Origin of the sequence: Variovorax boronicumulans (assembly GCF_019352895.1) — a bacterium.
GTDB classification, from domain to species: Bacteria; Pseudomonadota; Gammaproteobacteria; order Burkholderiales; family Burkholderiaceae_C; genus Variovorax; species Variovorax boronicumulans_A.
The window spans coordinates 2,345,289-2,368,016 of the sequence record NZ_JAAAFX010000004.1; the positions used below are offsets into that span (position 1 = coordinate 2,345,289).

Here is a 22,728-nt window from a genome sequence, read left to right on the forward strand (position 1 = left end):
GTTGGAAGTGAAGCGAACGGACGAACGAAAGCTCAGCGCGGCGCCATGCGCAGCGCACCGTCGAGGCGGATCACCTCGCCGTTGAGGTGGCCGTTGGTGACGATGTGGCAGGCCAGCTCGGCAAACTCCGAAGGCTTGCCCAGGCGCGGCGGGAAGGGGATGGATGCGGCCAGCGACTGCTGCACCGGATCGGGCAGCTCCAGCAGCAGCGGCGTGGCGAACAGGCCCGGCGCCACGGTGCACACGCGGATGGCGTGCTGCGCGAGGTCGCGCGCCATCGGCAAGGTCATGCCGACCAGGCCGCCCTTCGAGGCGCTGTAGGCCTGCTGGCCCACCTGGCCGTCGAAAGCGGCCACGGATGCGGTGAAGAGCATCACGCCCTTTTCACCGTTGTCGAGTGCTTGCAGCTTGGCGCAGCGGGCGGCGAAAAGGCGCGCCATGTTGTAGCCGCCGATCAGGTTGATGTGGACCACGCGCACGAAGTCTTCCAGCGGCGCGGGGTTGCCGTCCTTGCCGACGATGCGCTTGGCGCTGCCGATGCCGGCGACGTTCATGAGGATGCGCGCGGGGCCGTGCGCGGCCTCGGCCTGGTCGAGTGCGGCGTTCACGCTGTCGGTGTCGGTGATGTCGCAGACGCACGCGACGCCGCCGATCTCGGCGGCCACTTTCTCGGCCAGCGCGGCATTGCGGTCCAGCACCGCGACCTTGGCGCCCAGGCGCGCGAGTTCGCGCGCGGTGGCTTCGCCGAGGCCCGATGCGCCGCCGGTGACGAGGGCGGCTTGTCCTTCGATCTTCATGGTGTGTGGTCTCCTGGAAAGGCTAGCGTGGTGTCAGGGTGAAGGGCAGCGTGCCGGCATGCATCGCATCGGCCAGCGCGGCGCGATGTTTGAGCACGGCGCGCTGGTTGATGGAGCCCTTGTCGGTCACTTCGCCCTTGTCGATGGAGGGCGGTTCGGCCATCAGATGCAGCCGTGCGATGCGGTTGGCGCTGCCGGTGCCCATGGCCGCCAGGTCGCTGGCGACCTGCTGGAAGTGCGCCTGCACGGGCGCGCTTTCGAGCACCTGCTGCATCGTGGCGTCGGCGCCGAGTCCCGCGAGCGGCCGCACCTTCTGCGTCGGGAAGATCAGCGCGCCGACTTCCTTCAGGTTGATGCCGGTCAGCACGGCGTCCTGCACATAGGGCGCGCCGGCCGCGATGATCTTTGCGCGCAACGGGCCCACGCTCACGAAGGTGCCGGTGGCGAGCTTGAAATCTTCGGCGATGCGGCCGTCGAAGCGCAGGCCGCGGTGGATGTTCTCGTCGGCGATCCATTTCACCGCATCGCCGGTGGAGAAGAATCCTTCTTCGTCGAAGGCCTCGGCCGTGGCTTCGGGCGCGCGCCAGTAGCCGGGCGTGATGTTGGGGCCGCGGTAGCGCACCTCGGTCTTGCCGTCGACCTCGACCAGCTTGAGTTCGATGCCGGGAGCGGGCAGGCCTACGTCGCCCGACTTCACGTCGGGGCCGGTGACGTAGAGCGCGAAGGGGCCCGACTCGGTCATGCCCAGGCCGGTGCTCATGACGATGCGCTCGCCCACTTCGAACTCTTGCGTCCTGTGCAGGCTGTCCCATACAGGCTGCGAGAGTGCCGCGCCCGAGTAGAAGAACATCTTCACGCGCGACAGCAGGTTGCGGCGCAGCACGGCGTCGGTTTCCATGGCCTGTGCGATGGCCTCGAAGCCGGTGGGCACGTTGAAGTAGATGGTGGGCGCGATCTCGCGCAGGTTGCGCAGCGTCTCGGCCATGCCGGCGGGCGTGGGCTTGCCGTCGTCCACGTAGAGCGTGCCGCCGTTGTCCAGCACGATGCCCACGTTGTGGTTGCCGCCGAACGTGTGGTTCCAGGGCAGCCAGTCGACCAGCACCGGCGGCTCGTCGCCCAGGGCCGGAATCGCCTGGCGCATTTGCTGCTGGTTGGCGCACCACATGCGGTGCGTGTTGATCACGGCCTTGGGCATCTTGGTCGAGCCCGAGGTGAACAGGAACTTGGTGATGGTGTCGGGGCCGGTGGCACGCATCGCGTCGTCGATGGCAGGCGTGGCGGCAGTGGCGGCGAGGGCTTCGAAGGCGGTGGTGGGACGGTCTTCGAGCGTGCCTTGCGCCAGCACGACTTCGGTGCCGGCCGGCACGACTGCCGAGATGGCCTTGGCGAAGCGGGCGGCGTCGCTGGCGAACACGAGCCCGGGCGTCAGCGTGTCGAAGACGTGACGCAGCTTTTCAAAGTCCTGGCTCACCAGCGCGTAGGGCGGCGACACGGGGCAGTAGGGCACGCCCGCATAGAGGCAGCCAAGGGCGAGCAGCGCGTGTTCGATGCCGTTCTCGCTGAGGATGGCCACGGGGCGCTCGGCGTCCAGGCCACGGTCGAGCAGGGCTTGTCCGATGGCGCGCGCCTTCTGCAGGGCCTGGGCGTAGCTCACGCGGATCCAGTCGCCGGTGCTGCCGTCTGCCAGCCGCGCGCGGCGTGCGATGAAGGTGCGCTCGGGTGCGTTCTCTGCCCAGTGCGCAAGGCGGTCGGTCATGCGATCGCGGTAGGCGGCGAGCGGCGTCTCTGCCGCGAGGTATTGGGTGCCCGGTCCCCCGTCGCGCAGCGTGGCGCGGGTGACGCCGAAGGCCAGCGGGCGATACCGAAGAGCGGGCACGGCGGTCATCCCTTGCTCACCTTGGCCGCACGGCCTTCGAGGAAGTCGCGCACACGCGCCTTGGCTTCGGGTGCGGCCTGCGCGATGCCGGCCATCAGCGCCTCGGTGAAGAAGCCGTGGTCGGCCGATTGCTCGGCGATGCGCGGCAGGGCGTGCATCAGCGCGTAGTTGGTCAGCGGCGCATTGGCGGCGATGCGCCTGGCGAGTTCGAAGGCCCTGTCGAAGGCGGCGCCCTCGTCGACCAGATACTGCGCGAAGTTGGCGCGCTCGCCGTCCTCGGCGTTGTAGACGCGGCCGGTCATCATCATGTCCATCATGCGCGCCACGCCGATCAACTTGGGGATGCGCACCGAACCGCCACCGCCCACGAAGATGCCGCGCGAGCCTTCGGGCAGCGCGTAGAAGGTGCTCCTGTCGGCCACGCGGATGTGGCAGGCGCTGGCCAGCTCCAGGCCGCCGCCGACCACCGCGCCGTGCAGCGCCGCCACCACCGGCACCGGGCCGTGCTGCACCAGCTCGAGCGCCGCATGCCACATGCGCGAGTGCTGCAGGCCCTGGCCGGCATCGCGCTCCTTCAGTTCGCTCAGGTCGAGGCCGGCGCAGAAGTGCGGGCCTTCGCCATCCAGCACCGCAGCGCGCACGGTGGAGGGCAGCGTCTCGAAGGTGTTGCGCAACGCGAGGATCAGGCCGTCTGACAATGCGTTGCGCTTGGCGCCACGCGCCAGGCGAACGATGGCGACTTCGTCGCGAATCTCGAGGTGAAGGTCTGGATTGGTCATGGTGGTGTTCTGGGGTTGCATTGAATTATGGTTATGAGAAATAATCAATTCAAGGCGCTTGAGGCCTGCATTCCCTAGGGCTTACCCGTACCGGAGACAACGACATGGACCACCAGAACCTGATCGCGATCGACATCCACACCCACGCCGAAGTGAGTTGCTGGAACCCTTTCGACAACTACGGCGAGGAGTACGACCGCGCCGCCGACAAGTACTTCGGGTCGAGCGGCCGGCCCACCATTGCGGAGAGCGTGGCGTACTACCGTGAGCGGAAGATCGGGCTGGTGATGTTCATGGTCGACGCCGAGTCGAACCTGGGCCGCCGCCGCATTCCGAACGAGGAGATCGCGGAGCACGCGCAGAAGAACAGCGACATGATGATTGCCTTCGCCAGCATCGATCCGCACAAGGGCAGGATGGGTGCGCGCGAGGCGCGCCGGCTGATCGAGGCGCACGGCGTGAAGGGCTTCAAGTTCCACCCGACGGTGCAGGGCTTCCATCCCTACGACCGGATGGCCTGGCCGATCTACGAGGTGATTGCCGAGTACAAGCTGCCGGCCATCTTCCACACCGGCCACAGCGGCATCGGCTCGGGCATGCGCTGCGGCGGCGGCCTGCGGCTGGAGTACAGCAATCCGATGCACCTCGACGACGTGGCCATCGACTTTCCCGACATGCAGATCGTGATGGCGCACCCCAGCTTCCCGTGGCAGGACGAGGCGCTGAGCGTGGCCACGCACAAGCCCAACGTGTGGATCGACCTGTCGGGCTGGAGCCCCAAGTACTTTCCGAAGCAGCTGGTGCAGTACGCCAACACGCTGCTGAAGGACCGCATCCTGTTCGGCAGCGACTACCCGCTGATCACGCCCGACCGCTGGATGCGCGACTTTGAAGTGGCGGGCTTCAAGCCGGAGGTGATGCCAGGCATCCTGAAGGGGAACGCGGTGCGTCTGCTGGGGCTGGACAAGGCGACGTCCACCGCCTGACGGGATGTGCAGCGCGCGCCCGCCGCGTCATCAGCCGACCGGCGATTCGTTGCGGGCCGCAGGCGCCGCCGTCGCCTCGTCATCATGGATCGGCGCGTAGCCCGGCCCGAAGGACACATCGCCCAGCCGCCAGCCGGCCGGCCGGCGGAACGCCCCCCAGAAGCGCTTGAGCGTGTGCCACTGCATCGCCACCAGGCCGCGCTCGTTGTCGGCATCCACCACCGGATCGCTCACGCCCGTGGGCCGCAGCGGCGCGCCGTAGAGCGCGGTGCCGAACAGGCGGTCCCAGACCGACAGCACCTGGCCGAAGTTGCAGTTGTGCAGGGTCGGACGCTCGGGGTCGCGCAGCATGTGGTGCAGCCGATGGAAGCGCGGCCCGACCAGCAGGCGCTCGCCCACCCAGCCGACGCGCCCCAGCCGCAGGCGCACGTTGGCGTGCGAGAAGTTCTGCACCAGCTCGCTGAGCAGTCCCAGCAAGGCGAACTCGGAGGGCTCCACGCCCAGCGCCAGGCCCACCGTGGCCAGCAGCACCGACTGCAGCATGCCGTCGAGGTAGCTGCCGCGGTCGTTGCTCCAGCAGCTCATCTGGCGCTGGCTGTGGTGCATGCTGTGCAGCGCCCACCACCAGGGAATGGCGTGCTGGGCCCGGTGCATCCAGTAATAGAAGCAGTCGTAGACCATGTAGTAGACGAGGAACATCGCGATCGGATGGTCCGCGAACCAGGGGAACCAGTGCTTGAGCCCGCTCGGTTCGGCCGTGGCGGGGCCCCCGCCCAGCAGGTGCGCGAAAGGCATCAGCACCAGGAAGCTGAACAGCGGGAACAGGCCCAGCAGCATCAGCAGCGTGTAGTGGCGGTCGACCGTGGTCAGGCGCCGGTCCTGCCAGCGCTCGGCCGGCAGCAGGCTCTCCAGCGGGCGGAAGATGCCGGCAATGATCAGCAGCTGCAGCGCGGCGATCAGCAGGGCCGCGGCGATCTCGCGCGGGTCGCCGGCCTTCTCACCGAGGTGCAGCCACGTCAGCGCGGGGAGCACCAGATGGTCGCTGGTCCAGGAAATGGCATCCGACCAGAGCAGGGGCAAGGACAGCATGGTGAAGAGAAGGCGGGGCGAGCCCGCCATTCTTGCACCGTCCTCTGAATTCAGGCTGAACGGCGCCAAACCCGGGTCGGGCCTGGGCCGAATGCCTGTTTCAGGGGTTTGGCGCCACCCCGGCCGGGGCGGCGCCCAAAGGATGCGCAGGGCCGGCCGGCGGTCGCGACGGACGCCGGCCGGCCCCTTCGATCGCTCAGTTCGCCTTGGGCAGGGCGTAGGCGACGATGTAGTCGCCGCGGTCGGGCGAGCCGCGCGTGCCGCCCACCGACACCACCACGAACTGGCGCTTGCTGGCCGGCGACACGTAGGTCAGCGGCGTGGCTTGGGCACCCACGGGCAGGCGCGCCTTCCAGAGCTCGTCGCCGTTCGATGCATCCAGCGCGCGCAGGAAGTAGTCCTGCGTGCCGGCGAAGAACACCAGGCCGCCCTGCGTGGTGGTGGGGCCGCCCAGCGTGGGCATGCCGATCGGCATCGACAGGCCGGTGCGCAGGCCCAGCGGGCCGGTGTCCTTCACGGTGCCCATGGGCACCTGCCAGACGATCTGGCGCGTGTTCAGGTCGATGGCCGTCATCGCACCATAGGGCGGCATGTGGCACGGCACGCCGAGCGCCGACATGAACATGTTCTTGTCGGCACCGTAGGGCGTGCCCGTCTGCGTCGCGAGACCGGCATGGCCGTCGGCACCGCCCTTGCGTGCGGCGATGCGGCGCTCGGTCTCGTCGCGCGGGATCAGCTGCACCACCTGCGGCACGCGCATGTCGTTCACGATCAGCAGGCCGTTGCGTTCGTCGATGGACGAGCTGCCCCAGTTCATGCCGCCGTAGAAGCCGGGATACTGCAGGCTCTTGGTCAGGCCGGGCGGGGTGAACTCGCCTTCGTAGCGCAGTTGCTTGAACGCGATGCGGCACAGCAGCTGGTCGAAGGGCGTGGTGCCCCACATGTCGGCTTCGGTGAGCTTGTTGGCGCCGATGCTGGGCATGCCGACCGAGTAGGGCTGGGTGGGCGACAGGTGGTCGCCCTCGGCCGCGCCCTGGGGCACGGGCTTTTCCTGGACCTCGGCGATGGGCGTGCCGTCGCGGCGGTCGAGCATGAAGATCTGGCCGCGCTTGGTGGTCTGGATCAGTGCCGGCACCGGGCTGCCGTCCTTGCCGCGCACGTCGTAGAGCGCGGGCTGCGAGGGCACGTCGTAGTCCCAGAGGTCGTGGTGCGCGGTCTGGAATTTCCAGCGTTCGCGGCCGGTCCGGATGTCGAGCGCGACCACGGCCGCCGAATACTCCTCGGCCGCCTTGCTGCGCGTGCCGCCCCAGAAGTCTGGCGTGGCGTTGCCGGTGGGCAGGTAGACCAGGCCCAGCTTGTCGTCGAAGGCCGGCGTGGACCAGACGTTCGGCGTGCCGCGGGTGTAGGTCTCGCCGGCCGGCGGTTCACCGGTGAGGGCCGGATTGCCCATGTCCCAGGCCCAGACCAGCGCGCCGGTGTGGGCGCTGAAGGCGCGCACCACGCCCGAAGGCTCGCCGAGCGCGACGTTGTCCCAGACCCAGCCGCCGACGATCACCAGGTCGCGCATCACGGTGGGCGCGGAGGTCTGGAAGTAGAAGCCCGGGTCGACCTGGCCCATGCCGGCCTTGAGGTCGACCGTGCCGTTGTGGCCGAAGCTCGCGCAGGGCGTGCCGGTCTTGGCATCGACCTGCATCAGGCGGCTGTCGATGGTGGTCATCACGATGCGCTGCGCGCAGCTGCCGTCGGCCGATGCGGCCACGGCTGCGGGTGCCGCGCTGGCGCCGGCCGCGGGTACGGCCGTCGCGGGCGTGGCGGCGGCATCGAAGTAGCTCACGCCGCGGCAACGCTGCCACAGCGGCGACTTGGCCTGCGGATCGAATTTCCAACGCTGTTCGCCGGTGTCGGCATTGAGCGCGAACACCACGTTGTGCGGCGTGCAGGCGTAGACCGTGTCGCCGATCTGGATCGGCGTGTTCTGGTCTTCGCTCGAGCCCTTGGTGTCGCGGCCGGTGCGGAAGGTCCAGGCAACCTCCAGCTGCTTCACGTTGGTCTTGTTGATCTGGTCGAAGGGCGCAAAGCGGGTGCCGTTGGGCGTGCGGCCGTAGTACTGCCAGTCCGCCACGGGCTGCGCGTCAGCCGGCGCAGTGGGCGCGGCTGCCGCGATGCTTGCGGAGGGGCGCGTCACGCCGTGCGGCACGAAGGCCAGCCCCAGCGTGCCGAGCAGCGCCACGAACAGCAGGCCGGCCGCGCCGTAGGCGGGCTTGGCGCCGAGCGCACCGATGCGCGGCGCGAGCAGCAGGCCGAACATGGTCAGCACGGCGATCACCACCACGCGCGGGAACAGCTGCCAGAAGTCGAAGCCGACTTCCGCCAGCGCCCAGATCACCGTCGCGACGAAAACCAGGCCCAGCCAGGCGAGGGCGGAAGGGCGGCGGCGCGCGTACTGCACGCCGGCGAGCAGCAGCAGCACGCCGGCGCCCAGGTAGTACCACGAGCCGCCCAGCGAAGCCAGGCGGGCGCCGCCGGCCGCGAATGCGGCACCGCACAGCAGCAGCACGATCCCGAAGAGCACAAGCAGCCATCGCGGGCTGCCGGCACGGGGTGAGACAGGGACATTCATGTCGTTTTTCCTATTCGGATTTCAAGAAGCGGCGGCTCTTTCGAGCCACCACACGGCAGGCAGTCGTCGTGGGGCATGACGCTGCCTTTTGTTCGTGCCGGCCAAAGAGCCGGTACGTGATCGGGTCGACCGCGGAAGATCCGCGCTCAGCCCTCGGGGTCTTCCGCCGACGGCGCACGCATCCCGTTGCGCAGCAGCTGCAGCGAACGCCGCGCGAGCGACCGGCGCTCGGCCGCCGTGCCGCCGCGCAGGCTGGCGCCGAGCATCTGGGTGATGAGCTGCACGTCCTGCGGCCGAAAGTCCGCGCGGCACAGGCCGCTGTCGATGGCCCGCTGCAGCGGTGCCTTGAAGATCTGCGCGATGCGCTTGCGGGCCACCAGCACGACCTCGTCGTCGCGGTCGACCACGCGCCAGAAGTCGACCAGCGGCGCCGAGTCGGCGATGTCCAGGCCGAAACGCTCGAGCAGCCGATACAGCGCGTCGTCTTCGTTCGCGACGGTGGCCGCATGCGCTTCGAGCATGGCCAGCGCCCGGTCGAGCAACGCGGCCATCAGCGCCGTGCGATTGGCGAAGTTTCGATAGAGCGTGGCGCGCCCCAGGCCCGCGCGGGCCACGACCAGATCGAGAGAGGCCGTGACACCGTGCTCGGAAAACACGGCATCGGCAGCGCAAAGAAGGAGGTGCCGGTGCGTGGACGCATCGGCGCGGGGCTTTCGCATGGCGAGGATTATCGGACAGAAGCGTCCGTTTATTTGCTGCGCCGGAGACAGCGCGCGCGCCGGGCTGTAGGCCGGGACGCGCGATGCGTGTCGGTGCAGGGCGGGCCGCTCGCGGCGCCGCGATCCCGCGGCGGTGCCGATGCCTCGCATGTCGTGCCGACGTCCGCTTTGCGCTCCATCGGGCCTGATGGCCGGCACGATTCGCAGCGCAGCGGTCCGTGCGACGCGATGGCGCGCGTGATGCAGGCCGGGCGACATCGCGCGCAAGAAAAAGTTGAAGATTCGATGCGGGTCCACCCGGAATGACCCTGTTTTGCCCCGATAATTCACGCTGTCGTTGGTTGAGTCGTTCAGACGCCTCCAACGATTTCTTGCAAGGTGTCCGGGAGAGAGCAAAAACGGATGCTATAATTGCAAGCTGTGCGGCTGTAGCTCAGTTGGATAGAGTACTTGGCTACGAACCAAGGGGTCGTGGGTTCAATTCCTGCCAGCCGCACCACTCTTCATAATGGCCTAGAAGGTTTTCCTTCTAGGCCATTTTCTTTTGGCGAGCCGCATCCGCGCGGCCGTCGCTTTCCCCTTTCAACGGCTCTCAGCGCAACGTCGGCGCCAGCACATAGCCGCCGCGCCCGTTCTGCTTGGCCTGGTACATGGCCTTGTCGGCGGCGGCGAGCAGGTCTTCCGGCGTGGCGCCGCCATCGGTGAGCACGATGCCGATCGACACGCCCATGGCCATGTCGGCATGCCGCAATTGCAGCGGCAGTGCGACGGCATCGATGCACTGCTGCGCCAGCGCGAGCACCGCATGTTCGGCCGGGTCGGAGAAGTTGGCCGCCACCAGCACGAATTCGTCGCCACCGATGCGTGCCACCGTGTCGCTGTGCCGCACCAGGCTCATGAGCCGGCGGGCCGTTTCGCGCAGTGCCTTGTCGCCCGCTTCGTGGCCGAAGGTGTCGTTGAGACGCTTGAAACCGTCGAGGTCGAGGTAGAGCACGGCCACCAGGTTCGCTTCCCGTTTGGCGCGCGCCAGCATCTGCTGCAGCCGGTCGTCCAGCAATTTGCGATTGGGCAGGCCGGTGAGCGTGTCGTGATGGGCCAGGCGCCTCAACTCGGCCTGATGCTGGAGCAGCTTGGCGAGCAGGCGGTTGAAGGCCGTCGTGAGGTGGCCGATCTCGTCGTTGCGCACCACCCGCAGCGGCGCCAGCTCGATTTCGCCGCGCGTCATCCTGTCGGCCTGGTGGGCGGCGCGCATGAGCGGGCGCAGCAGCCAGGCCATGGCCAGGCCGATCAGTACCAGCACGGTCGCCACGGCCGGGGCGCGCTGCTGGAGGATGAAGTGCTGCATGCGCGCCACCGGTGCCAGCGCTTCGGCCACGGGCAGGCGTGCCACGATGAACCAGCCGCTGCTGGGCACCGACGCGATGGCCGAGATTTCCTCGATGCCTTGGGCGTTGATCGTCTTGCCGCTGCCGCGAAAACCCGTCATCGCCCGGTCGTGCAGCAGGTTCACGCCCACTGGCGGTGTCGGTGTGAGCGACATCGCGGCCTCCGTCGATGCGACGAAGAGATGGTCTTCGGGCGAGACGACGAGGATGCCGCCCGTCTTGCCCACGCGTCCGGACTGCAGATGGTCGAGCAGCCCGTCGGCCGACATGTCGGCCGTGCCCAGCAGCAGGGCCATCACTTCGCCCTCGGGGTTGCGGATGGGCACGGCCATGGGCAGGGCCGAATGGCGGGTGCCAGGGGTCGTCAATGGCCGCCCCAGCGTGGCGCGGCCTGCGCTTGCGCCCTTGAATTCCGAGCTGTCGACGCCGATCCGGCCGCTGCCGTCGAGGCGCTCGCCCGCGAGGTCGCTGACCGTCAGGCCCAGCGAGAAGGTGGGGCTGAGCTCGCTGCGTTCCTCGAGCCAGGCGCGCAGTTGCAGCGGTTGCGCGAGCAACGCCGGCGGCACGCGGGTCGCCAGGCGTTCGAGGAAGGTCAAGCGCTCGCGCAGGTAGTTGTCGACGTCGCGGGCCACGTAGTCGGCCAGGGCGGTCTGCTGGGCCGCGACCGACGCCGTCAGGTCCTTGCGCAGGAATCGACTGAGCTGAAAGTAGCTGGCGGCGGTGCCCACGGTGGCCATCAGCAGGCCCATCACGACCAGGCGGGTGATCAGGCTGCTTGTCAATTTTTGGAGTTTCACTCGGGCGGCGCGTCGGGGAGCAGGGGAGGGGGAGGCTGCGCGGAGCCTCCGTCCCGAGGCGCCGCGGCCGGTGCCAGGGGGCGGGAGAAGATACCCCGAAGCCGCAAAGATTGCTTGCGCTTTCGGTGGCTGTGTGAACGATGCTTGCCGACGTCGTGCAAAGGGTGCCGATGAAACGCGGCACAATCATCGAAGCGGGCCGCCCGATGCCTCTTCGTTTTCCTGCGTCTGTTCGCCAGGGCAGGAGGCAGGGGCTGCGAACCCATGGGGCGCGGGCACCCTGCGTGCCTGTCGCGCCGGCATCAAGAAAGGCCCCCAACGTGTGTTGCGGGCTTCTTCATCTGGAACGTTCCTCGATGAGCAAGGCATTCACCAAAGAGTCCGAGTCCGAAGACGACGACGCAGGCGAGACCGGCGGCGCCCCGCCGTTGCCGGCCGGTTCCAAGAACTACATGACACCCGGCGGCTACGTGCGGCTGCGCGATGAACTGCTCGCGCTGATGGATGTGGAGCGGCCCAAGGTGGTCGAGGCGGTGCACTGGGCCGCCAAGAACGGCGACCGTTCCGAGAATGGCGACTACCTCTACGGCAAGAAGCGCCTGCGCGAGATCGACCGCCGGATCCGTTTCCTGACCAAGCGCCTCGAAGTGGCGGAGGTGACCGAGCCCTCGGTCCACCACGGCAGCGACCAGGTCTTCTTCGGCGCCACCGTGCGCTACGCCGACGAGGCCTCGGGCGAGGAGCGCTGCGTGACCATCCTGGGCATCGACGAGGCCGACAGCGCGCAGTCGCAGGTGAGCTGGATCTCGCCGATCGCGCGTGCACTGTTGCGCTCGCGCGAGGGAGACGTGGTCAAGCTCGCCACCCCGGGCGGGATGCGGGAACTGGAGATCCTCAGCGTGAGCTACCCGCCGCCGCCGGGCTCGGCCTGAGCAGGCCGCGCGGCGCTCAGGTCGCGGGGACCGTGCGCTCGGCCGACAGCACCGAAGCGCCGCGCCTGACGGTGCGCAGCACCGCCTCGAGATGCGTGCGGTCGCGCACGGAAATCACGAAGCGCAGGTCGGTCGAGTCCTGAGGCGTCTCGTCGGCCATCTCGACGTGCGTGATGTCGGCTTCGGCATCGGCCAGCGTCGAGGCCACGCGTGCCAGCACGCCCTTGTCGTTGCGCACGGTGATCACCACGCCGGTCTCGAAGGTGCGCATCGGTTCGTCGGCCCACTCGACTGCGAAGAAGCGCTCGCTGTCCTTGTAGTGCAGGCGCTGGCCGACACCGCAGTTCTCGGTGTGGACGACCAGGCCTTCTCCGTGGCCCAGGTAGCCGACGATCGGGTCGCCCGGAATCGGCCGGCAGCACAGCGCGAAACGCACCGAGGAGTTCTCGCTGCCGTCGAGCGTGACCGCGCCCTGCGAGACGCTCTCGTGTGCCGTGAAGCGTTCGCGGCTGAGCATCAGCGCATCGGGCTTCTCGCCGCGTTCGGCCATCAGCGCCATCAGCCGCTTGGCCACGATGCTGGCGATGCGCTTGCCCAGCCCGATGTCGGTCAGCAGTTCGGCGCGGCTGCGGTTGCCGGTGAAGCGCAGCAGCCGCTCCCACAGCGCCTGGTGTTCGGTGTCGTCGGCCGGCATCTTGCCCAGGCCTTCGGCGCGCAGCGCCTGCGCCAGCAGTTTCTCGCCCAGGCCCTCGGACTCGGCATGCGCCAGCGTCTTGAGGTAGTGCCGGATCTTCGAGCGTGCGCGCCCGGTGCGCACGAAGCCGAGCCAGGCCGGGTTGGGCGTGGAGACCGGCGCCGTGATGACTTCCACCACGTCGCCGTTCTTCAGTTCGGTGCGCAGCGGCACCTGGTCGCCGTTGATGCGCGCGGCCGAGGTGTGGTCGCCGATGTTGCTGTGGATCGCGTAGGCGAAGTCCACCACCGTGGCGCCGCGCGGCAGCGCCATGATCTGGCTCTTGGGCGTGAACACGTAGACCGCATCGGGGAACAGGTCGACCTTGACGTGGTCCCAGAACTCGGCCGCATCGCGGGTCTCGTCCTGGATGTCGAGCAGCGACTGCAGCCACTTGGCGCCGAGCCGGTCGCTGGGCGCGGTGCTGGGTTCGGCCGCCTTGTAGAGCCAGTGCGCGGCCACGCCGGATTCGGCCACCACGTTCATGGCTTCGGTGCGCAGCTGGAACTCGACGTTGACGCTGGCCGGACCCACCAGCGTGGTGTGCAGCGACTGGTAGCCGTTGAGCTTGGCGATCGCGATGTGGTCCTTGAACTTGCCCGGCAGCGGCTTGTACATCTGGTGCAGGATGCCCAGGCCGGTGTAGCAGGCGATCACGTTCGGCAGGATCAGCCGGAAGCCGTAGATGTCGGTGACCTGGGCGAAGCTCAGGTGCTTGTCCTCCATCTTGCGGTAGATGGAGTAGAGCGTCTTCTCTCGGCCCGCGAGGCGCAGGCTCATCCCGGCTTCGCCGAAGGCGGCTTCGACCTCCTTCTGAACCTTCTGGATCAGGTCGCGCCGTCGGCCGCGGGCCTTGGCCACGGCCTTGGACAGGATCGCGTAGCGCCAGGGCCGCAGGTGGCGGAACGACAGCTCCTGCAGCTCGCGGTAGGTCTGGTTCAGGCCCAGCCGGTAGGCGATGGGCGCGTAGATCTCCAGCGTCTCGTTGGAGATGCGGGCCCATTTCTCGCGCGGCGCATCGTCGAGCGTGCGCATGTTGTGCGTGCGGTCGGCCAGCTTGACCAGAATGACGCGCACATCGCGCGCCATCGCCAGCAGCATCTTGCGGAAGGACTCGGCCTGGTTCTCCTCGCGGGTGTTGAACTGCAGCTTGTCGAGCTTGGTCAGGCCGTCGACCAGTTCGGCGACCGGGGCGCCGAAGCGCTCGATCAGTTCGGACTTGGTGACGCCGCAGTCTTCGATCGCGTCGTGCAGCAGCGCAGCCATCAGGGCCTGGGCGTCGAGCTTCCACTCGGCGCATTGCGCGGCCACCGCGATCGGGTGCGTGATGTAGGGCTCGCCGCTGTTGCGCAGCTGGCCCAGGTGGGCCTCGTCGGCGAAGCGGTAGGCGCGCCGGACCAGCTCGGTGTCGTCGGCGTTGAGGTAGTCGAGCCGCGCCGTCAGGGCCGCGAAGCTGGCGGCGGCTGCATTCAGCGCAGCCGGACTCGGCCGCGGGTTGCTCCGAGGTGCATTGGTTTGGGGCTTGACGACCGCGCTCATTGACAACACTGTAGCGCGGGCCCCGTGGCCTCGCGTCCGGGCATAAAAAAAGCACCGCGCGGCGGTGCTTTTCTGTTGCAGGACGGCGTCAAGCTCAGCCCGGAACCTTCTTGAGCATTTCGATACCGATCTTGCCTTCGGCGATCTCGCGCAGCGCGGTCACGGCCGGCTTGTTCTTGCTTTCGATCTTCGGGGCATGGCCCTGGCTCAGCATGCGCGCGCGGTAGGTCGCGGCGAGCACGAGCTGGAAGCGGTTGGGGATCTGCAGCAGGCAGTCTTCGACGGTGATGCGGGCCATGAGGATCTTTCGTTGCGGACGGTGGTCGAGATTCAGGGAATATTGAGCGCGGAAAAGGTGTCTGCACGGGCACGGCGCTGGGCGGAGTAGCGCAGCCGCTGCGCGTGGACGATGGCTTTCAGGTCGAAAAGCGCGCGCTCAAATAACTCGTTGATTATAACGAAATCGAATTCCTGCGTGCGCGCCATCTCCTGGGCCGCGTTCTTCAGGCGCAGTTCGATGATCTCGGCGCTGTCCTCGCCGCGCCGCTCCAGCCGCGAGCGCAGCTCTTCCCAGCTCGGCGGCAGGATGAAGATCAGCACGGCGTTGGCGAAGGTCTTGCGGATCTGCAGCGCGCCCTGGAAGTCGATTTCCAGGATCACGTCGGCGCCCTGCGCGACGCGGTCCTCGATCGCCTTCTTCGAGGTGCCGTAGCGCTGGCCGTGCACATGCGCCCATTCGACGAAGCCGTCGCTGACGACCATGGCGTCGAATTCGGAGGGCGAGGCGAAGAAGTATTCGCGGCCGTGCTTTTCCTGCCCGCGGGGTGGCCGCGTGGTGTGCGACACCGACGGTTGCACCGCCGAGTCGAGTTCCATCAGGGCCTTGACCAGGCTCGATTTGCCTGCGCCGCTCGGCGCGGCCACGACGAAGATATTGCCGGGGTAATCCATGGAGTCGTCTGCTTATTCGATGTTCTGAACCTGCTCGCGCATCTGCTCGATCAGCACCTTCATGTCGACGCCGATGCGCGTCAGTTCGAGCGCGGCCGACTTGGAGCCCAGGGTGTTGGCCTCGCGGTGCAGTTCCTGGATCAGGAAGTCCAGGCGCTTGCCGACCTCGCCGCCCTTCTTGAGCAGGCGCTCGATCTCGTCGAGGTGCGAGCTCAGCCGGGTGAGTTCCTCGGCCACGTCGATGCGGATGGCGAAAGCGGTGGCCTCGGTCAGCGCGCGGTCCTGGGCGGCTTCGGGCAGCGTGCCGCCCGTCAGGCCCATGGCGTCCTGCCAACGCTCGAGGAAGCGCGCACGCTGCTGCTCGACCAGTTGCGGAATCAGCGGCACCGCCTGGGCGGCCAGCTTGCGCAGCTGGCCCAGGTGGTCCTTGAGCATGGTGGCCAGGCGGGCGCCTTCGCGTTCGCGGGCGGCCATCAGGCTCTCGAGCGCCTTCTGCGTGACCTCGAGCAGGTCGGGGCCCCAGTCGCCGCGGGCCGCGGAGTCGCCGGCGGCAAGGCGGATCACGTCGGCCACGCTGAGCTCGCGCGCGCTCGGCAGCCAGGCGCGGATGCCGTCCTGCACGCCGTTGAGGCGTTGCAGCAGGCGGGTGGAGGGTTCGGCGATGCCGGCCTGGGCGGTGCTTTCGACCGCGGCGCGCACTTCGACCTTGCCGCGCTTGAGCTTGCTCGTGAGCAGCTCGCGCAGCGCGGTTTCATGCTGGCGCAGCTCTTCCGGCAGCTTGAAGCTGAGGTCCAGGAAGCGGCTGTTGACCGAGCGGATTTCGACCCCGAGCCGTCCCGCGGCCGGGGGGCGCGCGTCGGTTTCGGGCTGGGTGCCTACCGGGCCGTTCTGGCCGTTGGCATAGCCGGTCATGCTGTAAACTGACATTGCGCCTCACTGTGTTTGTTGCTTGCTCCGAGGCGACGGCATCGCGTTCGCTTGCCGCACCATTGCCTTCGGGCGAAACTCCCGGATTATGTCAAAGGTCAAACCTTCGCCGCTGTTGCCGGACACCGTCATCGGGGGCTATCGCGTCGTGCGCCGTCTTTCGGCCGGCGGTTTCGGGGTGGTTTACCTGGCGGTCGATACCAGCGGCCAGCAGGTGGCGATCAAGGAATACCTGCCTTCTTCGCTGGCCACCCGTGGCACCGGCGAACTGGCGCCCCAGGTGTCGCCCGACAAGCTGTCGCTCTACCGGCTCGGCCTCAAGAGCTTTTTCGAGGAAGGCCGTTCGCTCGCGCAGATCTCGCACGCCTCGGTGGTGAGCGTGCTCAATTTCTTCCGCGAGAACGAGACCGTCTACATGGTGATGAACTACCTGGAGGGCGCGACCCTGCAGGACTTCATCGTCACGGCGCGCGACCTCAAGAAGCAGAAGGTGTTCCGCGAATCGACGATCCGCTCGCTGTTCGACGAGATCCTGCGCGGCCTGCGCATCGTGCACCAGCACAAGATGCTGCACCTGGACATCAAGCCCGCCAACATCTTCGTGACCGACGACGACCGCGCCGTGATGATCGACTTCGGCGCCGCGCGCGAGGTGCTGTCCAAGGAAGGCAACTTCATCCGCCCGATGTACACGCCCGGCTTCGCCGCGCCCGAGATGTACCGCCGCGATTCCTCGATGGGCCCCTGGACCGACATCTACGCCATCGGCGCCTGCATCTACGCCTGCATGCAGGGCTACCCGCCCAACGATGCGCCGCAGCGCATCGAGAAGGACCGGCTCGGGCTGTCGCTGTCGCGGCTGCGCGGCATCTACTCCGACAACCTGATCGAGGTGGTCGAGTGGTGCATGTCGCTCGACCCGCTGTCGCGCCCGCAGTCGGTGTTCGCGCTGCAGAAGGAGCTCAGCCGCGAAGGCGAGCGCCGCTACACCAAGCTCACGGTCGGCGAGAAGGTGCGGCTGTCGATCGACAACATGCGTTCGTCCGACAAGAAGTCGCTGCCCAAGGCGGCGGCACCGACCACGCGGCCGGCATGACGCACATCCCGGCATCGCGACCATGAAGTTCTCCGTCTTCCAGGTCAGCCGCAAGGGCGGCCGTCTCAAGAACGAAGACCGCATGGGCTATTGCTACACGCGCGAATCGGGCCTGTTCGTGCTGGCCGACGGCATGGGCGGCCATCCCGAGGGCGAAGTGGCCGCGCAGATGGCCTTGCAGACCATTGCAGCGCTCTACCAGCGCGAAGCCCGGCCGACCCTCAAGGACGTCAAGGCCTTCCTCCATGCCTCGGTGATGACCGCGCACCAGCAGATCATGCGGTACGCCGGCACCAAGGGCATGCTCGACACGCCGCGCACCACCGTGGTCGCGGCGGTGCTCCAGGGCACCACGGCCCATTGGGTGCATTGCGGCGATTCGCGGCTCTACGTGGTGCGCGACGGCATGTTGCTGACCCGCACCCTCGACCATTCGCACGCCGAGCGCCCGCGCCCGGGCGGCGGCCCGGAGCCGGCCAACCGCAACCTGCTGCTGACCTGCCTCGGCTCGCCCACGCCGCCGCTGATCGACGCGGCGCCGCCGCTGCAGCTGCGGCGCGGCGACCGCATCATGCTGTGCTCCGACGGTGTCTGGGGCGTGCTCGACGACGCGACGATCGTGCACATCCTGTCTTCGGGCCGGCCGGTGTCCGATGCCGCCCCCGACCTGGCGGAGATGGCCTTGCGCAAGGGCGGTACCCACAGCGACAACGTGACCCTGATCGCGCTCGAATGGGAAACCCCGGATTCGCCGGGCAACCAGCGCGGTGTGTCGACCGACAGCATCAGCGACGGCGTCTTCGCCTCCACCATCCAGGCGGGCATGCCGTCGGACAACGAACTCGACGATCTCGACGAAGACGCGATCGAGCGTTCGATCGCCGAAATCAACGAAGCCATCCGCCGCTCGGCTGCACGCAAGAGCTGATTGGCGAGCCGACCTGAATCCGCCGCGGCCAGCGGCGATCCTTTTATTTTTTTTCTTCCGAGTTGAACCCCCCATGACTGCTTTCACACGAAGCGGCGGCCGTGCCGCCGCCCAGCTGCGCCCGGTGCGCATCACCCGCGGTTTCACCATCCATGCCGAAGGCTCGGTGCTGATCGAGTTCGGCCAGACGCGCGTGCTGTGCACCGCCTCGGTCGAAGAGAAGGTGCCGCCGCACAAGAAGGGCAGCGGCGAAGGCTGGGTCACGGCCGAATACGGCATGCTGCCGCGTGCCACCCACACCCGCAGCAGCCGCGAAGCCGCCAAGGGCAAGCAGACCGGCCGCACGCAGGAGATCCAGCGCCTCATCGGCCGCTCGATGCGCGCGGTGTTCGACCTGGCCGCACTGGGCGAACGCACCATCCACCTCGACTGCGACGTGCTGCAGGCCGACGGCGGCACGCGGACCGCGGCCATCACCGGCGCCTTCGTGGCCGCGCAGGATGCAGTGAACAAGCTGCTGGCCGCCGGCAAGATTGCCGCCTCGCCGATCCGCGGCCATGTGGCTGCGATCTCGGTGGGCATCGTGCAGGGCACGCCGCTTCTCGACCTCGAGTACACCGAGGATTCGGCCTGCGACACCGACATGAACGTCGTGATGACCGGCGCCGGCCACTTCGTCGAAGTGCAGGGCACTGCCGAGGGCGCGGCCTTCTCGCGTGCCGAGATGGGCCAGCTGCTCGACCTGGCCGAGAAGGGCATCACCGAGCTGGTGGCGCTGCAGCAGCAGGCGCTGGCCACCGTGGCCTGATGCCGTCGACGGTCGCATTCTCATGAAACTCGTCCTGGCATCGAACAACGCGGGCAAGCTGGCCGAGCTGCAGCAGCTGTTCGCACCCTTGAGCGTGCAGCTGGTGCGCCAGTCGGAACTCGGCGTGAGCGAGGCCGAGGAGCCCTTCCGCACCTTCGTCGAGAACGCGCTGGCCAAGGCGCGCCATGCGGCCGCCGCCACCGGCCTGCCCGCGATCGCCGACGACGCCGGCCTGTGCGTCAACGCCTTCGGCGGCCTGCCGGGCGTGGACACCGCGTACTACGCGACGCAGTTCGGCTATGACAAGGGCGATGCGAACAACGTGCGCGCACTGCTCGAGCAGATGGCCACGGTCGACGACCGCCGCGCCGCGCTGGTCAGCACCCTGGTGGCGCTGCGCAGCGCCGACGACCCCGAGCCCTTGATCGCCGTCGGCCGCGCGCCCGGCGAGATCACGCGCGAGCCCATCGGCGACAACGGCTTCGGCTTCGACCCGGTGATGTTCCTGCCGGCCTTCGGCAAGACCTTCGCCCAGCTCACGCCCGAACTCAAGAACGCCAACAGCCACCGCGGCCAGGCCGCGCGCACGATGCTGGCGCTGATGCGCGAGCGCTGGTCGTGAGCATCCACCTGCCCATCGGCATCGCGACCGAGAACGGCGCGCCGCATGCCAACGACGTGCTGCACCTGATGCGGCCCGGCACGCTGCAGCTGGCCGCGCTGCCGCCGCTGTCGCTCTATGTGCACCTGCCCTGGTGCCTGCGCAAGTGCCCTTATTGCGACTTCAACTCGCACGAATGGCGCGCCGGCGGCGGGGCCTTGCCCGAGCAGCGCTACGTCGATGCGCTGGTGGCCGACCTCGACGCCGCGCTGCCCCTGATCTGGGGCCGCACGGTCCACACCATCTTCATCGGCGGCGGCACGCCCAGTCTGTTCTCGCCCGAGGCCGTCGACCGGCTCATCGGTGATTTGCGCGCGCGACTCAAGCTCGCGCCCGATTGCGAGATCACGCTCGAAGCCAACCCCGGCACCTTCGAGCGCGACCGCTTCCGCTCGTACCGCGCGGCCGGTGTGACGCGCCTGTCGGTCGGCGTGCAGAGCTTCAACGACCAGCACCTGCAGGCGCTGGGCCGCGTGCACGACGCCGCCCAGGCCATCGCCGCGGTCGAGGAGGCGGCGAGCGCCTTCGACACCTTCAACCTCGACCTGATGTACGCGCTGCCCGGCCAGACGCCCGCGCAGTTCGAGGCCGACCTCGACCAGGCGCTGGCGTTGAATCCGCCGCACCTGTCGGTCTACCACCTGACCATCGAGCCCAACACCTACTTCGCCAAGTTCCCGCCGGTGGTGCCCGAGGACGACGCGGCCTACGCCATGCTCGACCGCATCACCGAACGCACGGGCGCGCAAGGCATGACGCGCTACGAGGTCTCGGCCTATGCGCGCGACGGCCACCGCTGCGCGCACAACCTCAATTACTGGCAGTTCGGCGACTACCTGGGCATCGGTGCCGGCGCCCACAGCAAGCTGAGCTTCGCGCACCGCCTGGTGCGCCAGGTGCGCTACCGCGAGCCGCAGCGCTACATGAACCAGGCCCTGGCCGGCGCGGCCGTGGCGCAGAGCGAAGAGGTCGCGATCGCCGACCTGCCCTTCGAGTTCATGCTCAACGCCTTCCGGCTGAAGGAAGGCTTCACGCTGGCGCAGTTCGGCGAGCGCACGGGGCTGTCGATCACCAGCATCCAAAAGGGGCTGGAAGAAGCCGAGCAGAAGGGTCTGCTGCAGCGTGACCTGTGGCATGTCTGGCCGACCGAGCGTGGGCTGGATTTCCTCAGCGATCTGCAGAGCATCTTCCTGCCGGACGCCTAGATTTCAAAGGGCCGGGCAGGCGGGGCCTCCCGTCAGCATAAAATCGCGGCCTGCCTTCGCCACCCGGAGGCAGCTTCGGAGAGTTGGGTGAGTGGTTTAAACCAGCAGTCTTGAAAACTGCCGACGTGAAAGCGTCCGTGAGTTCGAATCTCACACTCTCCGCCAGGAATCGATGTCCTCCATCGACGCTCGGGCAGTTCGGTATCCTTACCCATCCACGTCCCCATCCGTCGGCGGTGCGACTGGGTGAAGCCGCCTGGAGCCCTCTGCGACTGCCATGAGGCACAGTACGAGATCGGAGGCAACAGCTTATGGATGATGATTCGCGTGGTTCGTCATGGCAGCCCGTCACGCGGTTCGCTTGGCTTAGCGGTGGGCTCGTCGCGGTTAGCCAGCCAGGTCCGCTCGTCAAGATCTTTGCGGGTGCGGGCAGCCACGTCCTGATCAGCCAGTTCAACTTACGTGCCTACGCGGACCTCGTAGGCGCGTTGCGTTATTTTGGGTACACAGTTATCGGCGTGACTTTCATTACGACAGCTGACGAAGCGTCGGGCTTGACTTCGCCGCAGTTCTTCGCTCAGTCGTTTGACGGCACGTGGCGCGCAAGAGATGCACAACAGAAATGGCGACATGTTGCGCATCACTCTGGCCAGAAAGACATGATGCTGCTGTCCGATGTAGCTGCGAGAGTTGCTTCGGGACTGAGTTCTGGCCAGATGAGGCTTCATCACTTGTGCGCAGCGTACTCAGCTCAACTTCGGAGCAAGGTTCGAGCACTTCCGATAAAAGCTCCGTCACGCTTCAAAGACACCAACTCGCCTGCCGTGTATTTAGCGATCCATGCCATATTTTGGGAGCTGGCTGTTTTAAGAGATACGTTGGCTGAGTTCGCTGCGCGGTTCGTCTTTGACCTCAAGGGCGTTGCCACAATGCGCGGTCTTGTTGGAAGCTTGAGAAAGCGGAATGCTGCGACAGCTCTTCAATGCGAGTTGATTAAGGCGTCGGATGAAGACAGCCACGGTTGGCTATCGTTGTTCTCTGCTTATCGAAATCTCTTCACGCACGGGGCACCGCTGCAGGACGTTGTCGGTGTGTCGTTTGCGATCCTGGACAACGAGGTGTTGAGAGATGGCGTCACGGTGCCAGGGATCTACTATCCACTGCCTGCTGATGCGGCAAGCCTCTCACGTAAAAGGTCCAATGGACCGCTGCATGACACCTTGGCAGAACTCATCAGCTCATTGTCCGAAAAGCCTCTTGGCAAGGATGTAGAGCCAGATGCGCTCCGCTATCTCGCCTTGACGTTCGATCGCCTTGTCAGGCTCGCGGAGAACCTACTGCTCTCATCGCCGGTGCCCCCAGATGACATCGTGCTGACAGAGGCTGACATCATTGGAGAGATCAAGGTCTCCGGTGAGAGCTAGCTGTGAAGGCCCAATAGGTTGTTTCGGGTGTTCACCCGGAGAAGTTTTGAGAGACTGGAAATCGCCAAACGCCCAATCCACTCAAAACCCCGAACCGGATGAACACCCATAAGAATGCCCGATTGACGTACCTGCGCCGCCTGGAGATGGTTCAAGACATCACTGAACGTGGCGTCAGCGCATCAGATGCCGCCGCCTCGCACGGTGTCAGCGCCGTCACTGCCCGCAAGTGGCTGGCCCGCTACCTGGTCGATGGTGCGGCGGGCCTGCTGGACAAGTCCTCTCGTCCCGAGAAGTCACCTCGCTCCATCGAGCCTCATGTGGCCCTGGCCATCGTGGAGTTGCGCCGCAAGCTCTTCCTGCAGGCTCGCATCGCCTCTTACATGGGCGTGTCCAGGGCGACCGTCAGCCGCGTGCTGCGTCGTGCCGGGCTGTCTCGACTGAGCGACCTGCGCCCGGACGAGCCGGTGCAACGC

21 protein-coding genes and 2 tRNA genes are annotated in these 22,728 nt (G+C 67.4%); 12 read left to right on the forward strand and 11 right to left on the reverse strand.

The features are described from left to right. Nucleotides 1-32: 32 nt before the first annotated feature. Genes K0H49_RS12515 through K0H49_RS12525 form a run of 3 tightly spaced genes read right to left on the reverse strand, consistent with a single transcriptional unit; the run spans nt 33 to nt 3,452 of the window. Nucleotides 33-797: an SDR family NAD(P)-dependent oxidoreductase gene (locus tag K0H49_RS12515; RefSeq protein WP_219212533.1), complete on the reverse strand. Its 765-nt coding sequence runs from the start codon at nt 795-797 to the stop codon at nt 33-35. Nucleotides 798-819: 22 nt separating this feature from the next. Next, entirely contained in the window at nt 820-2,673 is a 1,854-nt protein-coding gene (locus K0H49_RS12520) for a feruloyl-CoA synthase (protein WP_219213278.1), read from the reverse strand. A gap of 5 nt (nt 2,674-2,678) precedes the next feature. After that, nucleotides 2,679-3,452: a crotonase/enoyl-CoA hydratase family protein gene (locus K0H49_RS12525; RefSeq protein WP_219212535.1), complete on the reverse strand. Its 774-nt coding sequence runs from the start codon at nt 3,450-3,452 to the stop codon at nt 2,679-2,681. A 104-nt stretch (nt 3,453-3,556) separates the two neighbouring features. On the opposite strand from K0H49_RS12525, the gene K0H49_RS12530 reads away from it, so the two are divergent. Continuing rightward, complete coding sequence (locus K0H49_RS12530) at nt 3,557-4,438, forward strand: amidohydrolase family protein (RefSeq protein WP_219212537.1); 882 nt, start codon at nt 3,557-3,559, stop codon at nt 4,436-4,438. Nucleotides 4,439-4,468: 30 nt separating this feature from the next. Here the strand turns inward: K0H49_RS12530 and K0H49_RS12535 are convergent, their stop codons facing one another. From K0H49_RS12535 to K0H49_RS12545, 3 genes are all read right to left on the reverse strand, one after another. Then, a complete protein-coding gene (locus K0H49_RS12535) occupies nt 4,469-5,527 on the reverse strand; it encodes a sterol desaturase family protein (protein ID WP_219212538.1) in 1,059 nt (352 codons plus the stop codon). Nucleotides 5,528-5,723: 196 nt separating this feature from the next. Next, on the reverse strand, nt 5,724-8,147 hold the full coding sequence (locus tag K0H49_RS12540) for a membrane-bound PQQ-dependent dehydrogenase, glucose/quinate/shikimate family (RefSeq protein ID WP_219212539.1): 2,424 nt from the start codon (nt 8,145-8,147) through the stop codon (nt 5,724-5,726). Between the two features lie 146 nt (nt 8,148-8,293). After that, nucleotides 8,294-8,803, reverse strand: a complete 510-nt coding sequence (locus K0H49_RS12545; protein WP_374122341.1) for a TetR/AcrR family transcriptional regulator — start codon at nt 8,801-8,803, stop codon at nt 8,294-8,296. On the opposite strand from K0H49_RS12545, the gene K0H49_RS12550 reads away from it, so the two are divergent. Together K0H49_RS12550 and K0H49_RS12555 are read left to right on the forward strand one after the other, a co-directional pair. After that, the gene (locus K0H49_RS12550; RefSeq protein WP_219213324.1) at nt 8,789-9,172 is read left to right on the forward strand and encodes a hypothetical protein; all 384 of its coding nucleotides are present in this window, start codon (nt 8,789-8,791) and stop codon (nt 9,170-9,172) included. The two genes, K0H49_RS12545 and K0H49_RS12550, sit on opposite strands and share 15 nt — an antisense overlap. Nucleotides 9,173-9,288: 116 nt before the next feature. Continuing rightward, nucleotides 9,289-9,365: transfer RNA gene (locus K0H49_RS12555), tRNA-Arg, on the forward strand. Nucleotides 9,366-9,458: 93 nt separating this feature from the next. Here the strand turns inward: K0H49_RS12555 and K0H49_RS12560 are convergent. Beyond that, the gene (locus K0H49_RS12560; RefSeq protein ID WP_257624682.1) at nt 9,459-11,033 is read right to left on the reverse strand and encodes a diguanylate cyclase domain-containing protein; all 1,575 of its coding nucleotides are present in this window, start codon (nt 11,031-11,033) and stop codon (nt 9,459-9,461) included. Nucleotides 11,034-11,404: 371 nt separating this feature from the next. On the opposite strand from K0H49_RS12560, the gene greB reads away from it, so the two are divergent. Next, complete coding sequence (greB, locus tag K0H49_RS12565; protein ID WP_219212541.1) at nt 11,405-11,980, forward strand: transcription elongation factor GreB; 576 nt, start codon at nt 11,405-11,407, stop codon at nt 11,978-11,980. A 16-nt stretch (nt 11,981-11,996) separates the two neighbouring features. On the opposite strand, the gene K0H49_RS12570 is transcribed toward greB, so the two are convergent. The 4 genes from K0H49_RS12570 to K0H49_RS12585 form a co-directional block, all read right to left on the reverse strand. Then, nucleotides 11,997-14,252, reverse strand: a complete 2,256-nt coding sequence (locus K0H49_RS12570; protein ID WP_219212543.1) for a RelA/SpoT family protein — start codon at nt 14,250-14,252, stop codon at nt 11,997-11,999. Nucleotides 14,253-14,346: 94 nt separating this feature from the next. Further along, nucleotides 14,347-14,550, reverse strand: a complete 204-nt coding sequence (gene rpoZ, locus K0H49_RS12575; protein WP_021009011.1) for a DNA-directed RNA polymerase subunit omega — start codon at nt 14,548-14,550, stop codon at nt 14,347-14,349. 32 nt (nt 14,551-14,582) lie between these two features. Beyond that, nucleotides 14,583-15,203, reverse strand: a complete 621-nt coding sequence (gene gmk, locus K0H49_RS12580) for a guanylate kinase (RefSeq protein ID WP_219212545.1) — start codon at nt 15,201-15,203, stop codon at nt 14,583-14,585. Between the two features lie 12 nt (nt 15,204-15,215). Next, nucleotides 15,216-16,130, reverse strand: a complete 915-nt coding sequence (locus K0H49_RS12585; RefSeq protein WP_219212547.1) for a YicC/YloC family endoribonuclease — start codon at nt 16,128-16,130, stop codon at nt 15,216-15,218. An 88-nt stretch (nt 16,131-16,218) separates the two neighbouring features. Here K0H49_RS12585 and K0H49_RS12590 point away from each other — a divergent pair, with 88 nt between their 5' ends. The 8 genes from K0H49_RS12590 to K0H49_RS30570 form a co-directional block, all read left to right on the forward strand. Further along, nucleotides 16,219-17,226 carry a serine/threonine protein kinase gene (locus tag K0H49_RS12590; protein ID WP_219212548.1) on the forward strand — a complete coding sequence of 336 codons (1,008 nt, stop codon included), beginning with the start codon at nt 16,219-16,221 and terminating at the stop codon, nt 17,224-17,226. A gap of 22 nt (nt 17,227-17,248) precedes the next feature. Next, the gene (locus K0H49_RS12595) at nt 17,249-18,154 is read left to right on the forward strand and encodes a PP2C family protein-serine/threonine phosphatase (RefSeq protein WP_219212550.1); all 906 of its coding nucleotides are present in this window, start codon (nt 17,249-17,251) and stop codon (nt 18,152-18,154) included. A gap of 73 nt (nt 18,155-18,227) precedes the next feature. Beyond that, nucleotides 18,228-18,962, forward strand: a complete 735-nt coding sequence (gene rph, locus K0H49_RS12600; protein ID WP_219212552.1) for a ribonuclease PH — start codon at nt 18,228-18,230, stop codon at nt 18,960-18,962. 22 nt (nt 18,963-18,984) lie between these two features. Beyond that, complete coding sequence (gene rdgB / locus K0H49_RS12605; protein WP_219212554.1) at nt 18,985-19,584, forward strand: RdgB/HAM1 family non-canonical purine NTP pyrophosphatase; 600 nt, start codon at nt 18,985-18,987, stop codon at nt 19,582-19,584. A gap of 68 nt (nt 19,585-19,652) precedes the next feature. Beyond that, the gene (hemW, locus tag K0H49_RS12610; protein ID WP_219213286.1) at nt 19,653-20,828 is read left to right on the forward strand and encodes a radical SAM family heme chaperone HemW; all 1,176 of its coding nucleotides are present in this window, start codon (nt 19,653-19,655) and stop codon (nt 20,826-20,828) included. A 77-nt stretch (nt 20,829-20,905) separates the two neighbouring features. Further along, a tRNA-Ser gene (locus K0H49_RS12615) sits at nt 20,906-20,993 on the forward strand. A 146-nt stretch (nt 20,994-21,139) separates the two neighbouring features. Then, entirely contained in the window at nt 21,140-22,252 is a 1,113-nt protein-coding gene (locus K0H49_RS12620; RefSeq protein WP_219212557.1) for a hypothetical protein, read from the forward strand. 98 nt (nt 22,253-22,350) lie between these two features. Further along, a partial coding sequence (locus tag K0H49_RS30570) for a leucine zipper domain-containing protein (protein WP_257624683.1) occupies nt 22,351-22,728 on the forward strand: 378 nt, incomplete at its 3' end.